This window comes from Bradyrhizobium ganzhouense, from assembly GCF_049949285.1.
GTDB classification, from domain to species: Bacteria; Pseudomonadota; Alphaproteobacteria; order Rhizobiales; family Xanthobacteraceae; genus Bradyrhizobium; species Bradyrhizobium ganzhouense.
The window spans coordinates 3001054-3018368 of the sequence record NZ_CP181318.1; the positions used below are offsets into that span (position 1 = coordinate 3001054).

18 protein-coding genes are annotated in these 17315 nt (G+C 64.0%); 14 read left to right on the top strand and 4 right to left on the bottom strand.

Features of this window, described 5'->3' with window-relative positions:
• The first annotated feature begins 24 nt into the window (after positions 1-24).
• The 13 genes from ACLFLU_RS13745 (at position 25) to ACLFLU_RS13805 (ending at position 11596) form a co-directional block, all read left to right on the top strand.
• Entirely contained in the window at positions 25-480 is a 456-nt protein-coding gene (locus tag ACLFLU_RS13745; RefSeq protein WP_426412711.1) for a phasin, read from the top strand.
• Positions 481-642: 162 nt separating this feature from the next.
• Positions 643-1929, top strand: a complete 1287-nt coding sequence (locus tag ACLFLU_RS13750; protein WP_426412712.1) for a DUF445 domain-containing protein — start codon at positions 643-645, stop codon at positions 1927-1929.
• A gap of 187 nt (positions 1930-2116) precedes the next feature.
• Positions 2117-2887: an esterase/lipase family protein gene (locus tag ACLFLU_RS13755; RefSeq protein WP_426412713.1), complete on the top strand. Its 771-nt coding sequence runs from the start codon at positions 2117-2119 to the stop codon at positions 2885-2887.
• Between the two features lie 116 nt (positions 2888-3003).
• Positions 3004-3870, top strand: a complete 867-nt coding sequence (gene paaX / locus ACLFLU_RS13760; protein WP_426412714.1) for a phenylacetic acid degradation operon negative regulatory protein PaaX — start codon at positions 3004-3006, stop codon at positions 3868-3870.
• A 76-nt stretch (positions 3871-3946) separates the two neighbouring features.
• The gene (paaA, locus tag ACLFLU_RS13765; protein ID WP_426412715.1) at positions 3947-4939 is read left to right on the top strand and encodes a 1,2-phenylacetyl-CoA epoxidase subunit PaaA; all 993 of its coding nucleotides are present in this window, start codon (positions 3947-3949) and stop codon (positions 4937-4939) included.
• 11 nt (positions 4940-4950) lie between these two features.
• A complete protein-coding gene (gene paaB, locus ACLFLU_RS13770) occupies positions 4951-5238 on the top strand; it encodes a 1,2-phenylacetyl-CoA epoxidase subunit PaaB (protein WP_080136639.1) in 288 nt (95 codons plus the stop codon).
• A complete protein-coding gene (gene paaC, locus ACLFLU_RS13775; protein ID WP_426412716.1) occupies positions 5238-6014 on the top strand; it encodes a 1,2-phenylacetyl-CoA epoxidase subunit PaaC in 777 nt (258 codons plus the stop codon). Before paaB ends, paaC begins: the two co-directional genes overlap by 1 nt.
• Positions 6008-6511 (top strand): 1,2-phenylacetyl-CoA epoxidase subunit PaaD, encoded by a 504-nt coding sequence (paaD, locus tag ACLFLU_RS13780; protein ID WP_426412717.1) that lies wholly within the window; start codon positions 6008-6010, stop codon positions 6509-6511. Before paaC ends, paaD begins: the two co-directional genes overlap by 7 nt.
• A gap of 2 nt (positions 6512-6513) precedes the next feature.
• Complete coding sequence (paaE, locus tag ACLFLU_RS13785) at positions 6514-7596, top strand: 1,2-phenylacetyl-CoA epoxidase subunit PaaE (RefSeq protein ID WP_426412718.1); 1083 nt, start codon at positions 6514-6516, stop codon at positions 7594-7596.
• Positions 7597-7651: 55 nt separating this feature from the next.
• Complete coding sequence (gene paaI / locus ACLFLU_RS13790; RefSeq protein WP_426412719.1) at positions 7652-8101, top strand: hydroxyphenylacetyl-CoA thioesterase PaaI; 450 nt, start codon at positions 7652-7654, stop codon at positions 8099-8101.
• A 33-nt stretch (positions 8102-8134) separates the two neighbouring features.
• The gene (gene paaK / locus ACLFLU_RS13795; protein WP_426412720.1) at positions 8135-9466 is read left to right on the top strand and encodes a phenylacetate--CoA ligase PaaK; all 1332 of its coding nucleotides are present in this window, start codon (positions 8135-8137) and stop codon (positions 9464-9466) included.
• Between the two features lie 64 nt (positions 9467-9530).
• Positions 9531-10535, top strand: a complete 1005-nt coding sequence (locus ACLFLU_RS13800) for a quinone oxidoreductase family protein (RefSeq protein ID WP_426412721.1) — start codon at positions 9531-9533, stop codon at positions 10533-10535.
• Positions 10536-10537: 2 nt separating this feature from the next.
• The gene (locus ACLFLU_RS13805) at positions 10538-11596 is read left to right on the top strand and encodes a YeeE/YedE family protein (RefSeq protein ID WP_426412722.1); all 1059 of its coding nucleotides are present in this window, start codon (positions 10538-10540) and stop codon (positions 11594-11596) included.
• On the opposite strand, the gene ACLFLU_RS13810 is transcribed toward ACLFLU_RS13805, so the two are convergent.
• Positions 11575-12492 carry a DMT family transporter gene (locus ACLFLU_RS13810; protein WP_426412723.1) on the bottom strand — a complete coding sequence of 306 codons (918 nt, stop codon included), beginning with the start codon at positions 12490-12492 and terminating at the stop codon, positions 11575-11577. The two genes, ACLFLU_RS13805 and ACLFLU_RS13810, sit on opposite strands and share 22 nt — an antisense overlap.
• Positions 12493-12592: 100 nt before the next feature.
• On the opposite strand from ACLFLU_RS13810, the gene ACLFLU_RS13815 reads away from it, so the two are divergent.
• The gene (locus ACLFLU_RS13815; protein WP_426413987.1) at positions 12593-14023 is read left to right on the top strand and encodes a PLP-dependent aminotransferase family protein; all 1431 of its coding nucleotides are present in this window, start codon (positions 12593-12595) and stop codon (positions 14021-14023) included.
• 9 nt (positions 14024-14032) lie between these two features.
• Here ACLFLU_RS13815 and ACLFLU_RS13820 read toward each other — a convergent pair whose 3' ends face one another.
• Genes ACLFLU_RS13820 through ACLFLU_RS13830 form a run of 3 tightly spaced genes read right to left on the bottom strand, consistent with a single transcriptional unit; the run spans position 14033 to position 17282 of the window.
• Positions 14033-15256: an alpha/beta fold hydrolase gene (locus ACLFLU_RS13820; RefSeq protein WP_426412724.1), complete on the bottom strand. Its 1224-nt coding sequence runs from the start codon at positions 15254-15256 to the stop codon at positions 14033-14035.
• Between the two features lie 25 nt (positions 15257-15281).
• Entirely contained in the window at positions 15282-15941 is a 660-nt protein-coding gene (locus tag ACLFLU_RS13825; RefSeq protein ID WP_426412725.1) for a sulfite oxidase-like oxidoreductase, read from the bottom strand.
• A gap of 18 nt (positions 15942-15959) precedes the next feature.
• The gene (locus ACLFLU_RS13830) at positions 15960-17282 is read right to left on the bottom strand and encodes an MFS transporter (protein WP_426412726.1); all 1323 of its coding nucleotides are present in this window, start codon (positions 17280-17282) and stop codon (positions 15960-15962) included.
• Positions 17283-17315 lie beyond the last annotated feature (33 nt).

Below are 17315 nucleotides of genomic sequence, written 5' to 3' on the forward strand. Positions count from 1 at the left end.
CCCAATGAGGATGGAGAGACCCCAATGACCACCGAAACCAACACCGCTTTCGAAGGCTTCAAGGACGCGTTCAAGAACATCCAGAACCTGGAAGTTCCTGAGGCTGCCCGCGAGTTCGTCAAGAAGACTGCCACCACCGCCAAGGACCGTGCTGCCGAGGCCTTCGCTGGCTCCGAGCGCGTGACCGCCGCCGTCGAGAACGCGGTGACCGAATCCGTCGCTGAGGCCGGCAAGATCAGCCGCAACATCCAGCAGGCGATCTATGAGGACGCCGAGGCGTTCTTCTCGGGCATCGACAAGCTCGCGTCCGCCAAGTCGTTCAGCGAAGCTCTCGAGATCCAGTCGGGCCTGCTCCGCGCCCAGGGCGAAGCCTTCGTCTCGCGCGCCAAGGCGACCACCGACTATCTCGGCAAGCTTGCCGCCAACGGTGCGAAGTCCGCTCAGGACAACTTTGCCAAGGTCTACACCAAGACCGCCTGATCTGGCGCCCTGAGTACCAACTGAAATTTGAGGCCCGCTTCGGCGGGCCTTTTGTTTGCGCCGCCGTCATTGCGAGCGAAGCGAAGCAATCCGGTCTGCCTTCGTGGAAAGACTCTGGATTGCTTCGCTTCGCTCGCAATGACGGAGTAGGGTGATGCAGTGATGACCCCACCCGCCACCTTTTCCTTCGACACTCCCGGCGATGCCGAACGCGCGGCCGAGCTGCGCCGTGTGAAAGCGCTGGCGACGCTGGTGCTGGCCTCGACGCTTCTGCTGTTCATCGTCGCGAAGTGGCTGTTGCCCGTGCATCCCGTGTTCGGCTTCGTCGCCGCCTTCGCGGAAGCCGCAACCATCGGCGGGCTCGCGGACTGGTATGCCGTGGTCGCGCTGTTCAAGCGGCCCCTCGGCCTGCCGATCCCGCACACCGCGATCATCCAGAGCAACCAGGCTCGCATCGCCGACAAGCTCGGCGAATTCATCCAGGTGCATTTCCTCGAGGCGGGTCCGGTCGAGGCCAAGCTGAAGGAGATCGATTTCGGCTCCTTCGTCGCCGACTGGCTGCGCGATCGCAAGCGCAGCGACAATCTGGCGCGTTTCGCGCTACGCCTGCTGCCGGAGGCGGTCTCCGCCACGGAGAGCTCGGGCCTGATGACCTTCATCATCCGCCGCATGTCCTCGCAGCTCCAGGCGATCGATCTTGCGCCGCTCGCAGCCGGCACGCTGCGCGGCTTCGTGGCCGAAGGACGCCACCAGATCCTGTTCGACGATCTCCTGCGCGTCATGCACGAGACGCTGAACCAGAAAGAGACGATGGCGATGATCCGCGAGAAAGTGCGCGCGGAGTTGCCGACGCTGCTCAGGCTCTACCGCGCCGACAAGTTTCTGGTGAATAAGATCGTGGCGTCCGCCACCGCTTTCTTCAACGAGGTGCGCAGCGACCCCAAGCATCCGTTCCGCGGCGAGTTCGACCGCATGGTGCTGAGCTTCGTCGACCGGCTCGGCACCGACCAGGCCTACATCGACCGTATCGACGGATTGAAGCGCGATCTCTTGGCGCGTCCGGAGCTTGCCGATCTCGCCCGCACCGTCTGGGCCAACACGCGCTCCTTCATCGAGCGTAGCGCGTCAGGCGAAACGCAAGTGCTGCAGCATCATCTCGCCGGCATGTTCGTTTCGGCGGGCGATGCGCTCGCCGGCGATGCCGAGCTGCGCGGCGAGATCAACAAGGGCCTGGTGACGGTGCTGCGCAGCTTCGTTGCCGACCAGAAGAGCGGCGTCTCGACCTTCATCTCCGACCAGGTCAAGGCGTGGGACATGGCGCAGCTGATTTCGCTGATCGAAATCAATATCGGGCGCGACCTGCAATACATCCGCTTCAACGGCTCGCTGATCGGTGGCCTCGCCGGTCTTGCGCTGTACTCCGTAGAATTCCTACTCCGATTGTTGTGACTTTTGCGTCACGGCCGGTAGCATTAACGCCTGGGCCTATTGTGGCGCAGTGCTGCACCGGCTTGAATGTCAGCAACCGGCCGCCTAGCTGATTCATGTTGCGCTGCGGAACGTTCAAGAAGCCGGCGTATTGGAATTCATGCCCATTGCCGGCATCGCGGCCGGCGCCTCCCGAGGGGATCCATTGATGACCGCTACTGCCCAGACGCTGCGTCCGCCGTCCCGTACTCTGATGTTTCTGGAAGGGCGCGCGATCCACGAGTTCGGCGCATTCCTCGGCGCGCTGCCGCTGCTGAGCCTTGCGCCGCGCGGCGACGGGCATGCGGTGCTGGTGTTGCCGGGCCTTGTTGCCTCTGACGAGTCCACGCGCGCGCTGCGCACCTTTCTGAGCAGCAAGGGCTATGCGGTGAGCGGTTGGCGCCAGGGTCGCAATTATGGCCTGCGCGAGGGCGTGCAGCACGCGATGGTCGATCTGGTCCACGAGCTCAGCGACAAGCATGGCCGCAAGATCAGCCTGGTCGGCTGGAGCCTTGGCGGCCTCTATGCGCGCCAGCTCGCCAAGATGATGCCCGAGCGCGTCCGCCAGGTGATCACGCTCGGCAGCCCCTTTGCCGGCAATCCACGGTCGACCAATGCCTGGCGCGTCTATGAATGGGCCAGCGGGCGCAAGTCCGACGAGGTCGATCCCGAGTTCGGGGGCGAGCTCGCCGTGCCGCCGCCGGTGCCGACCACCGCCATCTTCAGCCGCACCGATGGCGTCTGCGCCTGGCAGGGTTGCATGGAGAAATCGGGCGCGCAGACCGAGAGCATCGAGATCGAGAGCAGCCATTGCGGCATGGGGCATCACCCCGCCGCGGTCTACGCCGTCGCCGATCGCCTGGCGCAGAAGGAAGGCGCGTGGCAGCCCTTCGACCGCAGCGGTTGGCGTAGCCTGGTCTATCCCGATCCGCACAGGTAGCGCTGTTTTTCACCTCGCCCCGTAAGAACGGGGCGAGGGAGAAGAGGTGTCGCCGTCGCCGCAAGCGTCGCTCCCGTCCATTGTCGTGCCGGCACCAAACGCGCTATGCCTCGCGCATGGCGCATCCGCTCTCTCGTATCGTCGACCAGCTCAAGCGCGAACCGTCGCGCACCGGCTCCATCGTGATCACGGTGTTTGGCGACGCCATCGTGCCGCGCGGCGGCTCGGTCTGGCTCGGCACGCTGCTGGAATTTTTTGAAGGCCTCGCCATCGACAGCGGCGTGGTGCGGACGGCGATGTCGCGTCTGGCCGCCGATGGCTGGCTGACGCGTGAAAAGGTCGGCCGCAATAGCTTCTACCGTCTCGCCGACAAAGGACGCCAGACTTTCGAGGCCGCGACGCGTCACATCTACGATCCGCCGCAGTCCGATTGGACCGGGCGCTTCGAGCTGCTGCTGATCGCCAATGGCGAGGACCGCGATGCCTCGCGCGAGGCGCTGCGCAACGCTGGCTTCGGAAGTCCGCTTCCCGGGGTCTGGGTCGCGCCGTCCGGCGTGCCCGTGCCGGAGGAAGCCGCCGGCGCCATTCGTCTCGAAGTCTCGGCCGAGGATGATAGCGGGCGCCGCCTGCTCAGCGCGAGCTGGCCGTTGACGCGCACCGCCGACGCCTATCTGAAATTCATGAAGACCTTTGAACCGCTTCGCACCGCACTCGCGCGCGGCACGGATTTGTCCGAGGCCGACGCCTTCACCGCACGCGTCCTGCTGATCCACCATTACCGCCGCGTCGTGCTGCGTGATCCGCTGCTGCCCGAGAGCCTGCTGCCGGCGGATTGGCCGGGCAGGGCCGCCCGTGAGCTCTGCGGTGAGATCTATCGTGCGCTGCTTGCTCCGTCCGAACAATGGCTTGATAGCCATGGAACCAACGAAAAGGGGCCACTGCCGCCGGCACGAAAGCTCCTGGAGCGGAGATTTGGTGTCTGATTTTTATGTTACAGAAATATCTTGCATGAACTAATTTGTGTTATATGTTGTCTCCCAACAAATCGGGAGGACGCGCATGTATACCCAGGCGCTCAATATGGCGGATGCCGACGACCGGAACGTCGAGGATGCCGGCCAGGCGGCACGTTTCCAGGCCCGCATCGATGCCGAGGAGCGCATCGAGCCGAACGACTGGATGCCGGCGGCGTATCGCAAGACGCTCACCCGCCAGATCTCCCAGCACGCCCATTCCGAAATCGTCGGCATGCTGCCCGAAGGCAATTGGATCACCCGCGCGCCGTCGCTGCGCCGCAAGGCGGCGCTGCTGGCCAAGGTGCAGGATGAATGCGGCCATGGTCTCTATCTCTACGCCGCGGCTGAAACACTCGGCACGTCGCGCGAAGAGCTGGTCGATGCCATGCTGGCCGGCAAGGCCAAATATTCCTCGATCTTCAACTATCCGACGCTCACCTGGGCTGACATCGGCACCATCGGCTGGCTGGTCGACGGCGCCGCGATCATGAACCAGATTCCTCTGTGCCGCTGCTCCTATGGCCCCTATGCGCGCGCGATGATCCGCGTCTGCAAGGAGGAGTCATTCCATCAGCGCCAGGGCTACGAGATCATGCTGACGCTGTGCCGCGGCTCGGACGAGCAGAAGGCGATGGCGCAGGATGCGCTGAACCGCTGGTGGTGGCCGGTGCTGATGATGTTCGGCCCACCCGATGCCACCAGCCAGCACAGCGACACCTCGACGAAGTGGAAGATCAAGCGCTTCTCCAATGACGAGCTGCGTCAGAAATTCGTCGATGCCACGGTGCCGCAGGCGCAATATCTCGGCCTCACCATTCCCGATGCCGGCATGATTCAGGATGCCGACGGCCACTGGCGCTACAGCGAGATTGATTGGAGCGAGTTCAAGCAGGTGCTCGCCGGCAACGGCCCCTGCAACCGGGACCGCGTGGCCGCGCGCCGTAAGGCGCACGACGAGGGCGCCTGGGTGCGTGAGGCCGCAGCCGCCTATGCGGCGAAGCGCGCGCAGCGTCAGACCGCCCAAGCCGCGGAATAGGGAGATCAAAAATGGCCACGCCGAACACGCCGCTGTGGGAAGTCTTCATTCGCAGCCGCAACGGGCTCGCCCACAAGCATGTCGGCTCGCTGCATGCGAGCGACGCCACCATGGCCCTTCAGGCCGCCCGGGACATCTACACCCGGCGCGGCGAGGGCCTGTCGATCTGGGTCGTGCCGTCGACCGCGATCACCGCGAGCGATCCAGCCGAGAAGGGCATGATGTTCGAGCCGGCGGAATCGAAGATCTACCGGCATCCGACGTTCTATGAAGTGCCGGACGAAGTGGGGCACATGTGATGCCGGTCGCCAACATCCAGGTCTCCGAAACGCCGCTGGTGCTCTACGCGCTGCGTCGCGCCGACGATGCTTTGATCCTCGGCCATCGGCTGTCGGAATGGTGCGGGCACGCGCCGATGATGGAAGAGGACATGGCGCTCTCCAACATCGCGCTCGATCTGATCGGCCAGGCGCGCGAGCTTTACAGCTACGCCGCCAAGGCCGAAGGCAAGGACAACGACGAGGACAAGTTCGCGTACCTGCGCGACGTCAGGCAATATCGCAATCTGCTTCTGGTGGAGCAGCCCAACGGCGATTTCGCCCAGACCCTGGTGCGGCAGTTTTTCTATTCCGCTTTCGCCGATCTCTACTGGCGCGCGATGATGAGCTCGCGCGATACGACGCTGGCCGCCATTGCCGCGAAGTCGGAGAAGGAGAGCGCCTACCATTTGCGCCATTCCTCGGAGTGGATCATCCGGCTGGGCGACGGCACGGACGAAAGTCACGCCCGGGCGCAAGCGGCGATTGATCATCTCTGGGCCTTCACCGGTGAGATGTTTGCCGTCGATGAGGGCGAACGTGCTCTGATTCATGCCGGTATCGCCGTGGATCCCGGCACCTTGCGCGGTCGCTGGCTGAAGGTGCTCTCCGATGTCCTCGGCGAAGCCACGCTTGAGCTGCCACAGAGCGACTGGATGCAGCAGGGCGGCCGAACCGGCCGGCACAGCGAGCATCTCGGCCATCTCCTCAGCGAGCTGCAATCGATGCAGCGAACCTTCCCGGGGGCGACATGGTAATGGTGCTCGAAGGCGATACCGAGTTGCACCGGCGCGCCTGGGATGCCGCGGCGAGCGTTGTCGATCCGGAAATTCCGGTGCTGACGATTGCTGACCTCGGCGTCCTGCGCGATGTCGTGCTCGACGGCGACCATGTCGAGGTTGCGATCACGCCGACCTATTCGGGTTGCCCGGCCATGAACATGATCGCACTCGAAATCGAGCTTGCGCTGGAGCGCGCCGGCTTCCGCGAGCCAAAAGTGCGCACCGTGCTGTCGCCGGCCTGGACCACCGACTGGATGAGCGAAGAGGGCCGCCGCAAGCTGCACGCCTACGGCATCGCGCCGCCGCAGGCCGCGAGCTCGCGCCGCGCATTGTTTGGAGAACAGGCGGTTGCGTGCCCGCAATGCGGCTCGGAGATGACCGAGTTGCTGTCCGAATTCGGCTCGACCTCCTGCAAGGCGCTGTGGCGCTGCAAGTCCTGCCGCGAACCCTTTGATTATTTCAAGTGTCATTGACCATGTCAGCAGCCGCACCGCGCTTCCATCGCCTGGCCGTCAACGATCTCCGCCGCGAGGCGTCGGACGCTGTCTCGATGACGTTCACCATCCCCGGTGAACTCGCCAGCGATTACGCTTTCATGCCCGGCCAGTACCTCACGCTCCGCACTACACTCGACGGCGAGGAGGTTCGGCGCTCCTATTCCATCTGCTCCGGCCCCGACGACGGCGAAATCCGCATCGCCGTGAAGAAGGTCGACGGCGGCGCGTTCTCGAGCTGGGCGGCCGACGAGCTGAAGCGCGGCGACGAGCTCGATGTGATGACGCCGACCGGTCGCTTCGGCGTGGTCCCGCCGGCCGAGACCGGCCGCATCCATGTCGGCTTTGCCGCGGGCTCCGGCATCACGCCGATCCTGTCGATCGTGAAGGGCGTGCTGGCGCGCGAGCCCGACAGCCGCTTCTTCCTGTTCTACGGCAACCGCGCGACCGACAACATCATGTTCCTCGAGGCGCTGGAGGAGCTGAAGGATCGCTTCATCGATCGCCTTTCGATCTTCCACGTCATCTCGGGCGAGGAGCAGGACATCCCGATCCTGCATGGCCGGCTCGATGGCGACAAGGTGAGAGTGCTGCTGCGCTCGCTGGTTCCGGCTGACAGTGTCGACCACGTCTTCGTCTGCGGGCCGCTTGGCATGAGCGAGGATATCGAGGCGAGCTGTCGCGATATCGGCATCGCTCATGATCGCATTCATGTCGAGCGCTTCGTCTCCGAGTTCGGCGGCAAGCCAAGGCCGAAGAAAGCCGTTATCGCCGATGCGCCACCGAAGGCGATTGCCTCCCTGATTATTGACGGCAAGCGCCGCGATGTGCCGGTCGCCGAGGACGAGGCGATCCTCGATGCTGCGTTGCGCGCCGGCGTCGATCTACCCTTCGCCTGCAAGGGCGGGATGTGCTCGACCTGCCGGGCAAAGCTGGTCGAGGGTGAGGCTCCGATGGACCTCAACTATTCGCTGGAGCCCTGGGAGCTGAAAGCCGGGTTTGTCCTTACCTGCCAGGCCAAGCCATCGTCGGAGCGGGTCGTGGTCGATTACGACCACGTTTGACAGTGTCGGCCAACCAGCAGAACATCATGAGCAAGCATTTCGCCGGGAGAAGCGCGTGAACGTCAAAGCCGCACTGACGCCTGAGGATGTTGCCCGCGCCTGCGCCGATGCGATGTGGGCGGAGGACGATGCTTCCAAAGGCCTCGGCATGGAGATCGTCGAGGTCGGGCCGGGTTTTGCGACGCTCGCCATGACGGTGCGGCCGGACATGGTCAACGGCCAGCGCATCGCCCATGGCGGCTTCATCTTTACGCTCGCCGATTCCGCCTTCGCCTTTGCCTGCAACTCGCACAATGACCGTGTCGTGGCTGCACAAGGCCACATCACCTTCATCAAGCCGGGCAAGCTCGGCGATCGCCTCGTCGCGAAAGCGAAGGAGGTCACCCGTGGCAGCCGTTCCGGCATCTACGACGTGCGCGTCACCGCGGGTGACACTGTCATCGCTGAATTCCGCGGGCATTCGCGTGTCATTCCCGGCGCGTGGCTGCCGGCGCAAGATCGATAAAGAAAAAGAACGAACCAGTGTGGGGAAACGAGGATGGCTTCGACGAAGCTGAAGGAAGGCGGCCAGACCTACAGGGCTGAGCTGGACGCGCATGAGCGCGCTTCGCGCGACGAGATCAAGGCCTTGCAGACGCAGCGCCTCGCCTGGTCGCTGAAGCACGCCTACGACAACGTCGCGCATTATCGCAAGGCCTTCGATAAGGCCGGCGTGCATCCGTCCGACTTTCGCGAGCTGTCTGATCTTGCGAAATTTCCGTTCACCGTGAAAACGGATCTGCGCGACAATTATCCCTTCGACATGTTCGCAGTGCCACGCGAAAAGCTGGTGCGCGTGCATGCGTCCTCCGGCACGACGGGTAAGCCAATCGTCGTGGGGTATACGCAGCGAGACATCGACACCTGGTCCGAGGTGATGGCGCGCTCGATCCGTGCCGCCGGCGGCCGCACCGGCATGATCATCCACAACGCTTATGGCTATGGCCTCTTCACCGGCGGTCTCGGCGTGCACTACGGCGCCGAGAAGCTCGGCTGCACGGTGGTGCCGATCTCGGGCGGCATGACCGAGCGGCAGGTGCAGCTCATCAACGACTTCCGCCCTGATATCATCACGGTGACGCCGAGCTACATGCTGGCGATCCTCGACGAGTTCAAGCGCCAGAAGCTCGATCCGCGCCAGTGCTCGCTCAAGGTCGGAATCTTCGGCGCCGAACCCTGGACCAACGCCATGCGCAGCGAGATCGAGGACGCCTTCGACATGGACGCGACCGACATCTACGGCCTCTCAGAGGTGATCGGCCCGGGCGTCGCGCAGGAGTGCATCGAGACCAAGGATGGCCTGCACATCTGGGAAGATCATTTCTACCCCGAAGTGATCGATCCCGTGACCGGCGCGGTCCTGCCGGACGGCGAGAAGGGCGAGTTGGTCTTCACCTCGTTGACCAAGGAAGCCTTCCCGGTGATCCGCTATCGCACCCGCGACCTGACGCGGCTGTTGCCGGGCACCGCGCGGCCGGGCATGCGGCGCATGGAGAAGGTGACGGGCCGCTCGGACGACATGATCATCCTGCGCGGCGTCAACCTGTTCCCGACCCAGATCGAGGAGGTGCTGCTCGCCACCGACTGGTGCGGCGGTCACTTTATCCTCGAATTGACCCGCGAAGGCCGGATGGATGAGCTGACCATCATCGCAGAGGCACGGCCCGAGAGCTGGGACGGAAGGGGCCTCGTCGACCATGCCGACCGGATCTCGACCCACATCAAGAACACGATCGGCGTTAGCTCCAGGGTGCAGGTGGTTGCGCCGGCCACGCTGGAGCGGTCGCTCGGCAAGGCCAAGCGCCTCTACGACAAGCGGCCCAAGGACTGACTTGGCGGATTGACTTGACCACCCGTAGGAGCGACAAGGCCCGCGAGAAATCGCGGGTCTTTTCATGTCATTAGTCGATCCCAAAGCCGTCCAGGCGCGTTGCGTTCGCCTCAACGCCAAGGCCGAAAACGCGGCTGCAATTGCGCCAGTTGTCGAGCGCCATGCTCTCACGCGCGGCCCGAACGATCTCGTGATCGAGGTGAAGGCCGCGGCCGTCAATCCGTCCGACGTCAAGGCCGCCACCGGACTGATGCCCTATGCCGTCTTCCCGCGCACACCCGGCCGTGATTACGCCGGCGTGGTGATCGACGGGCCGGTCGGCACGGTCGGTCGCGAAGTGTTCGGCTCCTCCGGTGATCTCGGCATTCGTTGCGACGGGACGCACGCAACCCATCTCGTGGTCGAGGCCGATGCCGTGGTGGAGAAGCCGAAGACCGTGTCCTGGGAGGAGGCCGCCGGCATCGGCGTGCCCTTTGTCACCGCCATGGAAGGTTTTCGTCGCGCCGGCATTCCAAAGCCCGGTGAAACCGTGCTCGTGTTCGGCGTTAACGGCAAGGTCGGTCAGGCTGCGGTGCAGATCGCGACCTGGCAGGGTGCGCGCGTCATCGGTGTGGTGCGCAAGCCGGAAGCTTATGAAGGCCACAGCAATGCGCCGATCGAGGTGATCGACGCTTCCACAGTCGATGTCGCCACACGCGTGCGCGAATTGACCGGCGGCAAGGGCGCCGACATCGTCTTCAATACGGTTGGCGATCCCTATTTCCAGGCCGCGCACAAGTCGCTCGGCTTGCGTGGTCGCCAGATCCTGATCGCAGCGATCGACCGCATCGTGCAGTTCAACATCCTCGAATTCTACCGGGGGCAGCACACCTATGTCGGCGTCGACACGCTCGGGCTGTCGTCGGCTGCAACGGGCGCCGTGCTGCACGATCTCGGTCCGGGCTTTGCGGGCGGCCAGCTGCAGCCGTTCCCGATCAAGGCGAATGCGATCTATCCGCTCGAGCGCGCGAAGGAAGCCTATGTCGCAGTCGCCGGCTCCTCGCGCGACCGCGTGATCCTGAAGCCGTAATCATGGAGTTACCCGCCCAACTCGTCATCCTCGCCGGCCTCGTCATCGGCCTGATCTATGGTGCCGTCGGCCTGCTCAGCGGCTTCTGCCTGATGAGCAGCATGCGCGGCTGGCTGGCGAAGGGGGATGGGCGGCTGGTGCGGTCCTATGCGCTGGCAATTGCCGTTGCGATTGCCGCGAGCCAGTTCCTCGCCGGCAAGGGCATGGTCGACCTCGGCAAGTCGATTTATCTGCAAGCGACCTTTTCGGTGCCGGTGCTGTTCCTCGGCGGCTTGCTGTTCGGCTACGGCATGGTGCTGTCGAACGGCTGCGGCTCGCGCGCGCTGGTGCTGCTCGGCCGCGGCAATCTCCGTTCCTTCGTCGTCGTGATCGTGCTCGCCATTGCCGCGCAGATGACGCTCAAAGGCCTGATTGCGCCGGCGCGCATTGCGCTGGTTCAGGTTTCCCAAACCACCGTCAGCGCCAATTCGCTGCCCGCACTGTTGGCGATGGTTGGTCTCGGTGAAGCTCTTTCTCGCGTGCTCTCCGCAGCTGCGATCGTCACCGCGCTGATCCTGTTTGCTTTCGCCCATCCAGCGTTTCGCCGCTCGCCGGGCCAGATCGCGGCGGGCATCATCGTCGGTCTGCTTGTCGCCGGTGGCTGGTACGTTACCGGCTATCTCGGTGCAGACGACTTCAATCCCGTCCCCGTAACGTCGCTCACTTTCGTCGCGCCAATCGCCGATAGCCTGCAATACGCGATGCTCTCGACGGGCCTGACGCTCAATTTCGGCATCGCGACCGTTGCCGGCGTCTTCGCCGGCAGTCTGGTGACTGCGCTCGCCACGGGCCGCTTCCATCTCGAAGGCTATTCATCGCCACGCCACATGCTGCGATCGGCCGGCGGTGCCGTGCTGATGGGGATCGGCGGCGTGATGGCGTTTGGCTGCTCGATCGGGCAGGGGCTCACGGGCATCTCGACGCTCGCGCTGGGCTCGTTCATTGCGGTCGCCGGCATCCTGCTCGGTACGACGGCAGGCCTGCGCGGTAGCTTGCGCGTTCAACCGCTCGCCGTGGCCTGACGGCGCAGCAGCCGGTCGCCCAGCGTCGCAAGGCCAATGCCGGTCACAATCAGCGCGGCTGCAATGACAAGGCTCATGTCGATCGGCTCACCCAGCAATATTGCCGCACTGGCGATGCCGACGAGCGGCGTCCCGGTGGTGCCGAGCGCGGTCGTCAGGGCCGAGATGCTCTTGTTGACCATCGACATTGCCCAATAGGCCAGCGCTGTTCCGATCAAGCCAGAGTACAGGAACAGCAGCACGAGCTTCCACGACCATTCCGCGTGCGGCAGGCCATCCGTGATCAATGCCGACGCTGTGAGCACGATGGTTGCCACGAGCACCTGCCAGATCAGAAGCTGGAGTGGGGACGCGATCCAGCGATGCGCACGGATATAGATGATGTTCGCGGCCCAGGAGATCGCGGCCAAGATCACCATGCCGGCGCCGAGCACGACGTTGCTATTGGTCCAGTCGATCGACGTCGGGTTCAGGATCACGGCAAGGCCGATCAGTCCGAGCAAAGCGCCGGCGAGCTTTGGCGCGGTCAGGGTATCCTTCCCGAGCAGGGGCGCGGCGATCGCGACCCAGAGCGGCGTGGTGTAGCCGAGCACGATCGCCTTGCTCGCGGGCAGGAAGCGCACACCGGCCGCAACCAGGACCGAGAACACCGTCATGTGCAGCAGCGCCACGCTCAAGACCACAGGAATGTCACGCCGCTCCGGGATCACCAGATTGTTGCTCAGTCCCAGGATCACGAACAAGCCAGCCAGCGCGATCCAGCTCCGGATCGCCGACGTCCAGAGGGGCGGAAGGAATTGCACGAGCTGCTTCGTGATCGACCAGTTCACGCCCCAGGCGAGCACGACGATGAGGAACAGCCCGATTGCCGTGCGTGGAGAGAGGGAAGTGTTCATTGCAAGGTCCTTGAAGCAGTCCGATCTGGTGGATAGCATCCGGGCTGGAACCTGAAAAAGTGCCAGATTTGAAAGGAATAAGGTGCCAGTTTCGGAAAGCATGATCTCCGGCCTGATCGACCTGAATAGGGCCGAGGAAGAGGGACTGGTGGCGCAGCTGACCAGCCAGCTCCGGAGCCTGATCGCAACCGGCCGCCTCGCCAAAGGCCGCGCGCTGCCGTCGAGCCGCCGGCTTGCGAGCGATCTCGGCGTCTCCCGCAACACCGTCACCTATGCGTTCGAGCAGCTTGCCGCCGAAGGATATCTCGAGGCGTCGCACGGCCGTCGTCCTGTGGTGACAATCGATAGCGGTGAGCGCATCGAAGGGGCCGACGAAGCCGTTTCGAGCGTCCGCTCTTCCAAGACGCGGCTCTCGCCGTGGGCTTCGAAGCTCGAGCAGGCTGACTGGCCGATGTCCTATCAGGCACCGCTAAAGCCGTTGCGTCCGGGACATGGTGATTTCAGAGAGTTTCCGAACGAGGTCTGGGCGCGCTGCCTGCGCCGCAGTGCCATGCGTGCGGCCAAGCGTGAACTCGGTCCGGTCAACCGCACACGCCTGCGCGAGGCGCTGGCGCATTATCTGGCGAGCGGCAGAGGCGTTCGTGCCACGGCTGATCAGATCATGATCCTGCCCAGCGCGCAGGCTGCGCTGACCTTGATTGCGGCCTCGCTCATCACGCCGGGCGACGAGGTCTGGGTCGAGGACCCCGGCTATCCCGGCGCTGCGGCTGCCTTCCGCGCGTCCGGCGCGCGCGTGACAGGCATGAGGCTGGACGAGCAGGGCATGCAGCGGATGCCGGGGATGGCTGCACCAAAGCTCATCTTCATGACGCCGTCGCATCAGCATCCGACCGGACGGCTGATGTCGTTGTCCCGCCGCACCGAGTTTCTTCGGCTGAGCACGCCCGGCAAGACCTGGATCGTCGAGGACGACTACGACGGTGAATTCCACTACGACAGCCGGCCGGTGCCAGCCTTGCAGGGGCTCGATGCCCATGGCCGCGTGTTCTATGTCGGCACGTTCTCGAAGGCGATGACGTCGGATATCCGGCTCGGCTATCTCGTCGTGCCGCCGGCATTGGTCAGCACATTCGAGATCGCGCAGCGGCATATCGGCTTGATCGCTTCCAGTCACATCCAGGAAGCGCTCGCCGAGTTCATTGCGGATGGGCATTTCCTGGCGCATCTGCGCCGGGTGCGCCGGCTCTATCACGCGCGCCGCGATCATCTCGTGGAGGGATTGGAGCGCCATCTTGGCGAGGTGCTCACGGCCGAGGTGCCCTCTGGCGGCATCCAGCTCGTCGCGCGCCTCAAGCGCGGTCGCACCGATCAGGCGACGGTCAAGCGGCTGGGCGAAGCGGGCGTTGTGACGCGAGCCCTGTCCAGCCTGGCGCTTGGCCGGCCGCGTGATCACGGCCTGCTGCTCGGCTTTGCGGCCTGGCGCGAGAGCGAGATCAGCGCTGCGGTACGAACGATGGCCGCCTGCTTCTAGGCAGTTGCGCTAGTCCACGGCATTGGTCACGATGCGGATCTCCGAGGTCAGCGTCCGGTGCACCGGGCACTTGTCGGCGATCTCCATCAGTTTCTTGCGCTGCTCGGCATCGAGCGCGCCATCCATTGCGATGTCGCGCTCGATCTGGTCGAGCATGCCGTCCTGCGTCTCGCACTCCGCGCAATCCTTGGCGTAGATTTTTGAATGTTTCAGCGTGACCGTGACGCGATCGAGCGGCAGCGATTTGCGGTCGGCATAGAGGCGCATGGTCATGGATGTGCAGGCGCCGAGACCGGCCAGCAGGAAATCATAGGGCCCGGGACCGGCATCCTGGCCGCCGGCCGCAAGCGGTTCGTCCGCAACCAAATGATGCGGTCCGACGGTGATGAACTGGTTGAACTTGCTCTTACGGGTCTCCTGCACCACGACCCTTCGCGGCTCGTCCGAAGAGCTTGAGGCCTGTGCGGGTTTTGCGACTTCAACGTAGCGGCTCGCCCAGGCCGTGATCACATCGGCCGCGTAGAGCGCATCGACCGGCTTGGTCAGGAGATGATCGGCATGGTCGAGCGAGACGAAGCTCTTGGGGTGTTTTGCCGAAACGAAGATCTTGGTTGCATTGTCGATGCCGACGGTGTCGTCGATAGGTGACTGCATCACCAGCAGCGCCTTATGCAAACCGGCGACGTCCTTCATCAATTCGTGCTCGGCGATGTCGTCGAGGAACTCGCGCTTGATCCGGAACGGACGACCCGCGAGCGAGACCTCGACTTCGCCCTGTGCGCGGATCGCGTCGACGTGTTCCCTGAACATGCCAGTAACGTGAGCCGGATCGGACGGTGCCGCGATGGTTACGACCGCCTTGGCTTCTGGAATCTTTCCAGCGGCCGCCAGGATCGCCGCGCCGCCGAGACTGTGACCGATCAGGATCGACGGTGCCGTGCGGGTCGCGCGCAGATGATCGGCCGCATGCACGAGATCGGCGACGTTGGAGGAGAACGTCGAATTGGCGAAATCGCCTTCGCTGGAGCCGAGCCCGGTGAAGTCGAAGCGCAGCACCGCGACGCCTTTGGCGGCAAGCGCGACGGAGATGCGCTTGGCCGCGAGCGTGTCCTTGCCGCAAGTGAAGCAGTGCGCGAACAACGCATAGGCCGCGGGCTCGCCGTCAGGCAGCTCCAGCGCGGCTGCGAGCTGATGGCCGCCTTCGCCGGTGAATTGAAAGCGTTCCGTCGGCATGGGCTTCTCCCGTTCTTGTTTGACCCTAGTCGGCCGAATAGCGCTGCTCGGCCCATGGATCGCCGCGATTATGATAGCCGCGAACTTCCCAGAAACCCGGCGCATCGTCGGTCACGAATTCGATGGCCTGAAGCCATTTGGCGCTCTTCCAGAAATAGAGATGCGGTACGACAAGTCGCACCGGGCCGCCATGCTCGTCCGACAGCGGCTGGCCTGACCAGCTATGGGCGAGCAGCGCGTCCTCGGCGGCAAAGTCTTCCAGCGCGAGGTTGGTGGTGTAGCCGTCATAGGAATGCAGCACCACGAAGCGTGCATCGTCGCGCGGCTGACAGGCCGCCAGCAGCTCGCGCGTCGCGAGCCCTTCCCATTCATTGTCGTAACGCGACCAGGTCGTCACGCAATGGATGTCGGAGGTGAACTGGTCCTGCTTCTGCGCGGCGAACTCCGCAAAGGTCCAGAACAGGGGATTCTCGATCGCGCTGTAGACGTCGAGCCGCCAGCGTTCGCGCGAGACCGGCGGCATGACCCCGAGATCGAGCACGGGCCAATCTTTCGTCAGGTGCTGGCCAGGCGGCAGCCGTTGGTCCTCCGGGCGCGTCATCTTGCCCGTGAGAAAGCGGCCCTCGCGCGCCCATTTCTCCTTGCTGCGCGTCAGCTTGCTGTCGGATGGCGTCTCGTCGGCCATGATCTACTCGAAAATGAGCTACTCGTGGCGGTGCATCGCGGAGGCATGCTTGGTGTCGCGCATGGTAGAATAGATGATCAACGACAGGAAGATGACGCTTGCGAGATAGTAGTAGAACCACTCCTCGTGCCCGATGCTCTTGAAATAGAGCGCAATCGCCGGCGCCGTGCCGCCGAAGATCGAGACCGTGATCGCATAGGGCAGGCCGACGCCGAGGGCGCGGACATTGGTCGGGAACAGCTCGGCCTTCACCACCGCGTTGATCGAGGTGTAGCCGGCGACGAACAGCCAGGCGGCGCAGATCAGGATGAAGGCCATAAAGGGAGACTTGGTCTCTTTCAGCGTCATCAGAAGCGGCACGGTCGCGAGCGTGCCGGCGACGCCGAAGAAGATCAACAGCGGCTTGCGGCCGATCTTGTCGGAGATCGCGCCATAGATCGGCTGCAGGATGGTCGCGAAGATCAGCGAGCCGAAGATCACGAAAGTGGTCTGGTCCTCGGTCAGCCCGACCGAGAGTTTTACGAAGGTCTGCATGTAGGTGGTGAAAGTGTAGAACGCCGCGGTGCCGCCGGCAGTCAGGCCAACCACGAGCAAGAGCTCCCGCGGATATTTCAGCAAATTGGTGATCGAGCCGGTCGGCTTCACCACCTTCTTGGCTTCCTCGAAGGCTTCAGTCTCCTGCAGATTACGCCGCATCACTGCGGCGAAGATCGCGAGCGCCGCGCCGATCGCGAACGGAATCCGCCAGCCCCAGGCCTTCAGCTCGTCGGGCGTCAGGAAGACCTTTTGCAGAAGCAGGAGCACGATGATCGCCGTGAGCTGACCGCCGATCAGCGTGACGTATTGAAAGCTCGAATAGAAGCCGCGATGCTTGGGGTCGGCCACTTCGCTCAGGTAGGTAGCGCTGGCGCCATATTCGCCGCCGAGGCTCAAGCCTTCGATGACGCGGGCGAGCGCCAGGATCACCGGGGCGGCAAAGCCGATCGTGGCATAGGTCGGCGTCAGCGCGATGATCAGCGAGCCGAAGCACATGAAGACGACCGACAGGGTCAGCGAGATTCGTCGCCCGAAATGGTCGGCGACATAGCCGAATAACCAGCCGCCGAGGGGACGCATCAGGAACGTCGCCGCGAACACCACGGCAATGTTCAATTGCTGGACGACGGGATCGCTGCCCGGGAAGAAGGCCGGAGCGAAATAGAGCGCAAACGCCGTATAGGCGTAGAAGTCGTACCATTCGACGAGGTTGCCGATCGAGCCGATCAAGATCGCCTTGATCCGTCGCTCCGCGTCGGCGATGTCGATGTGGTCGGAGGCCGGTTTGATTGCTTGCTCTGTCACGTCCGGCCTCCCAGAAATCCTTTGTCTGGGAGC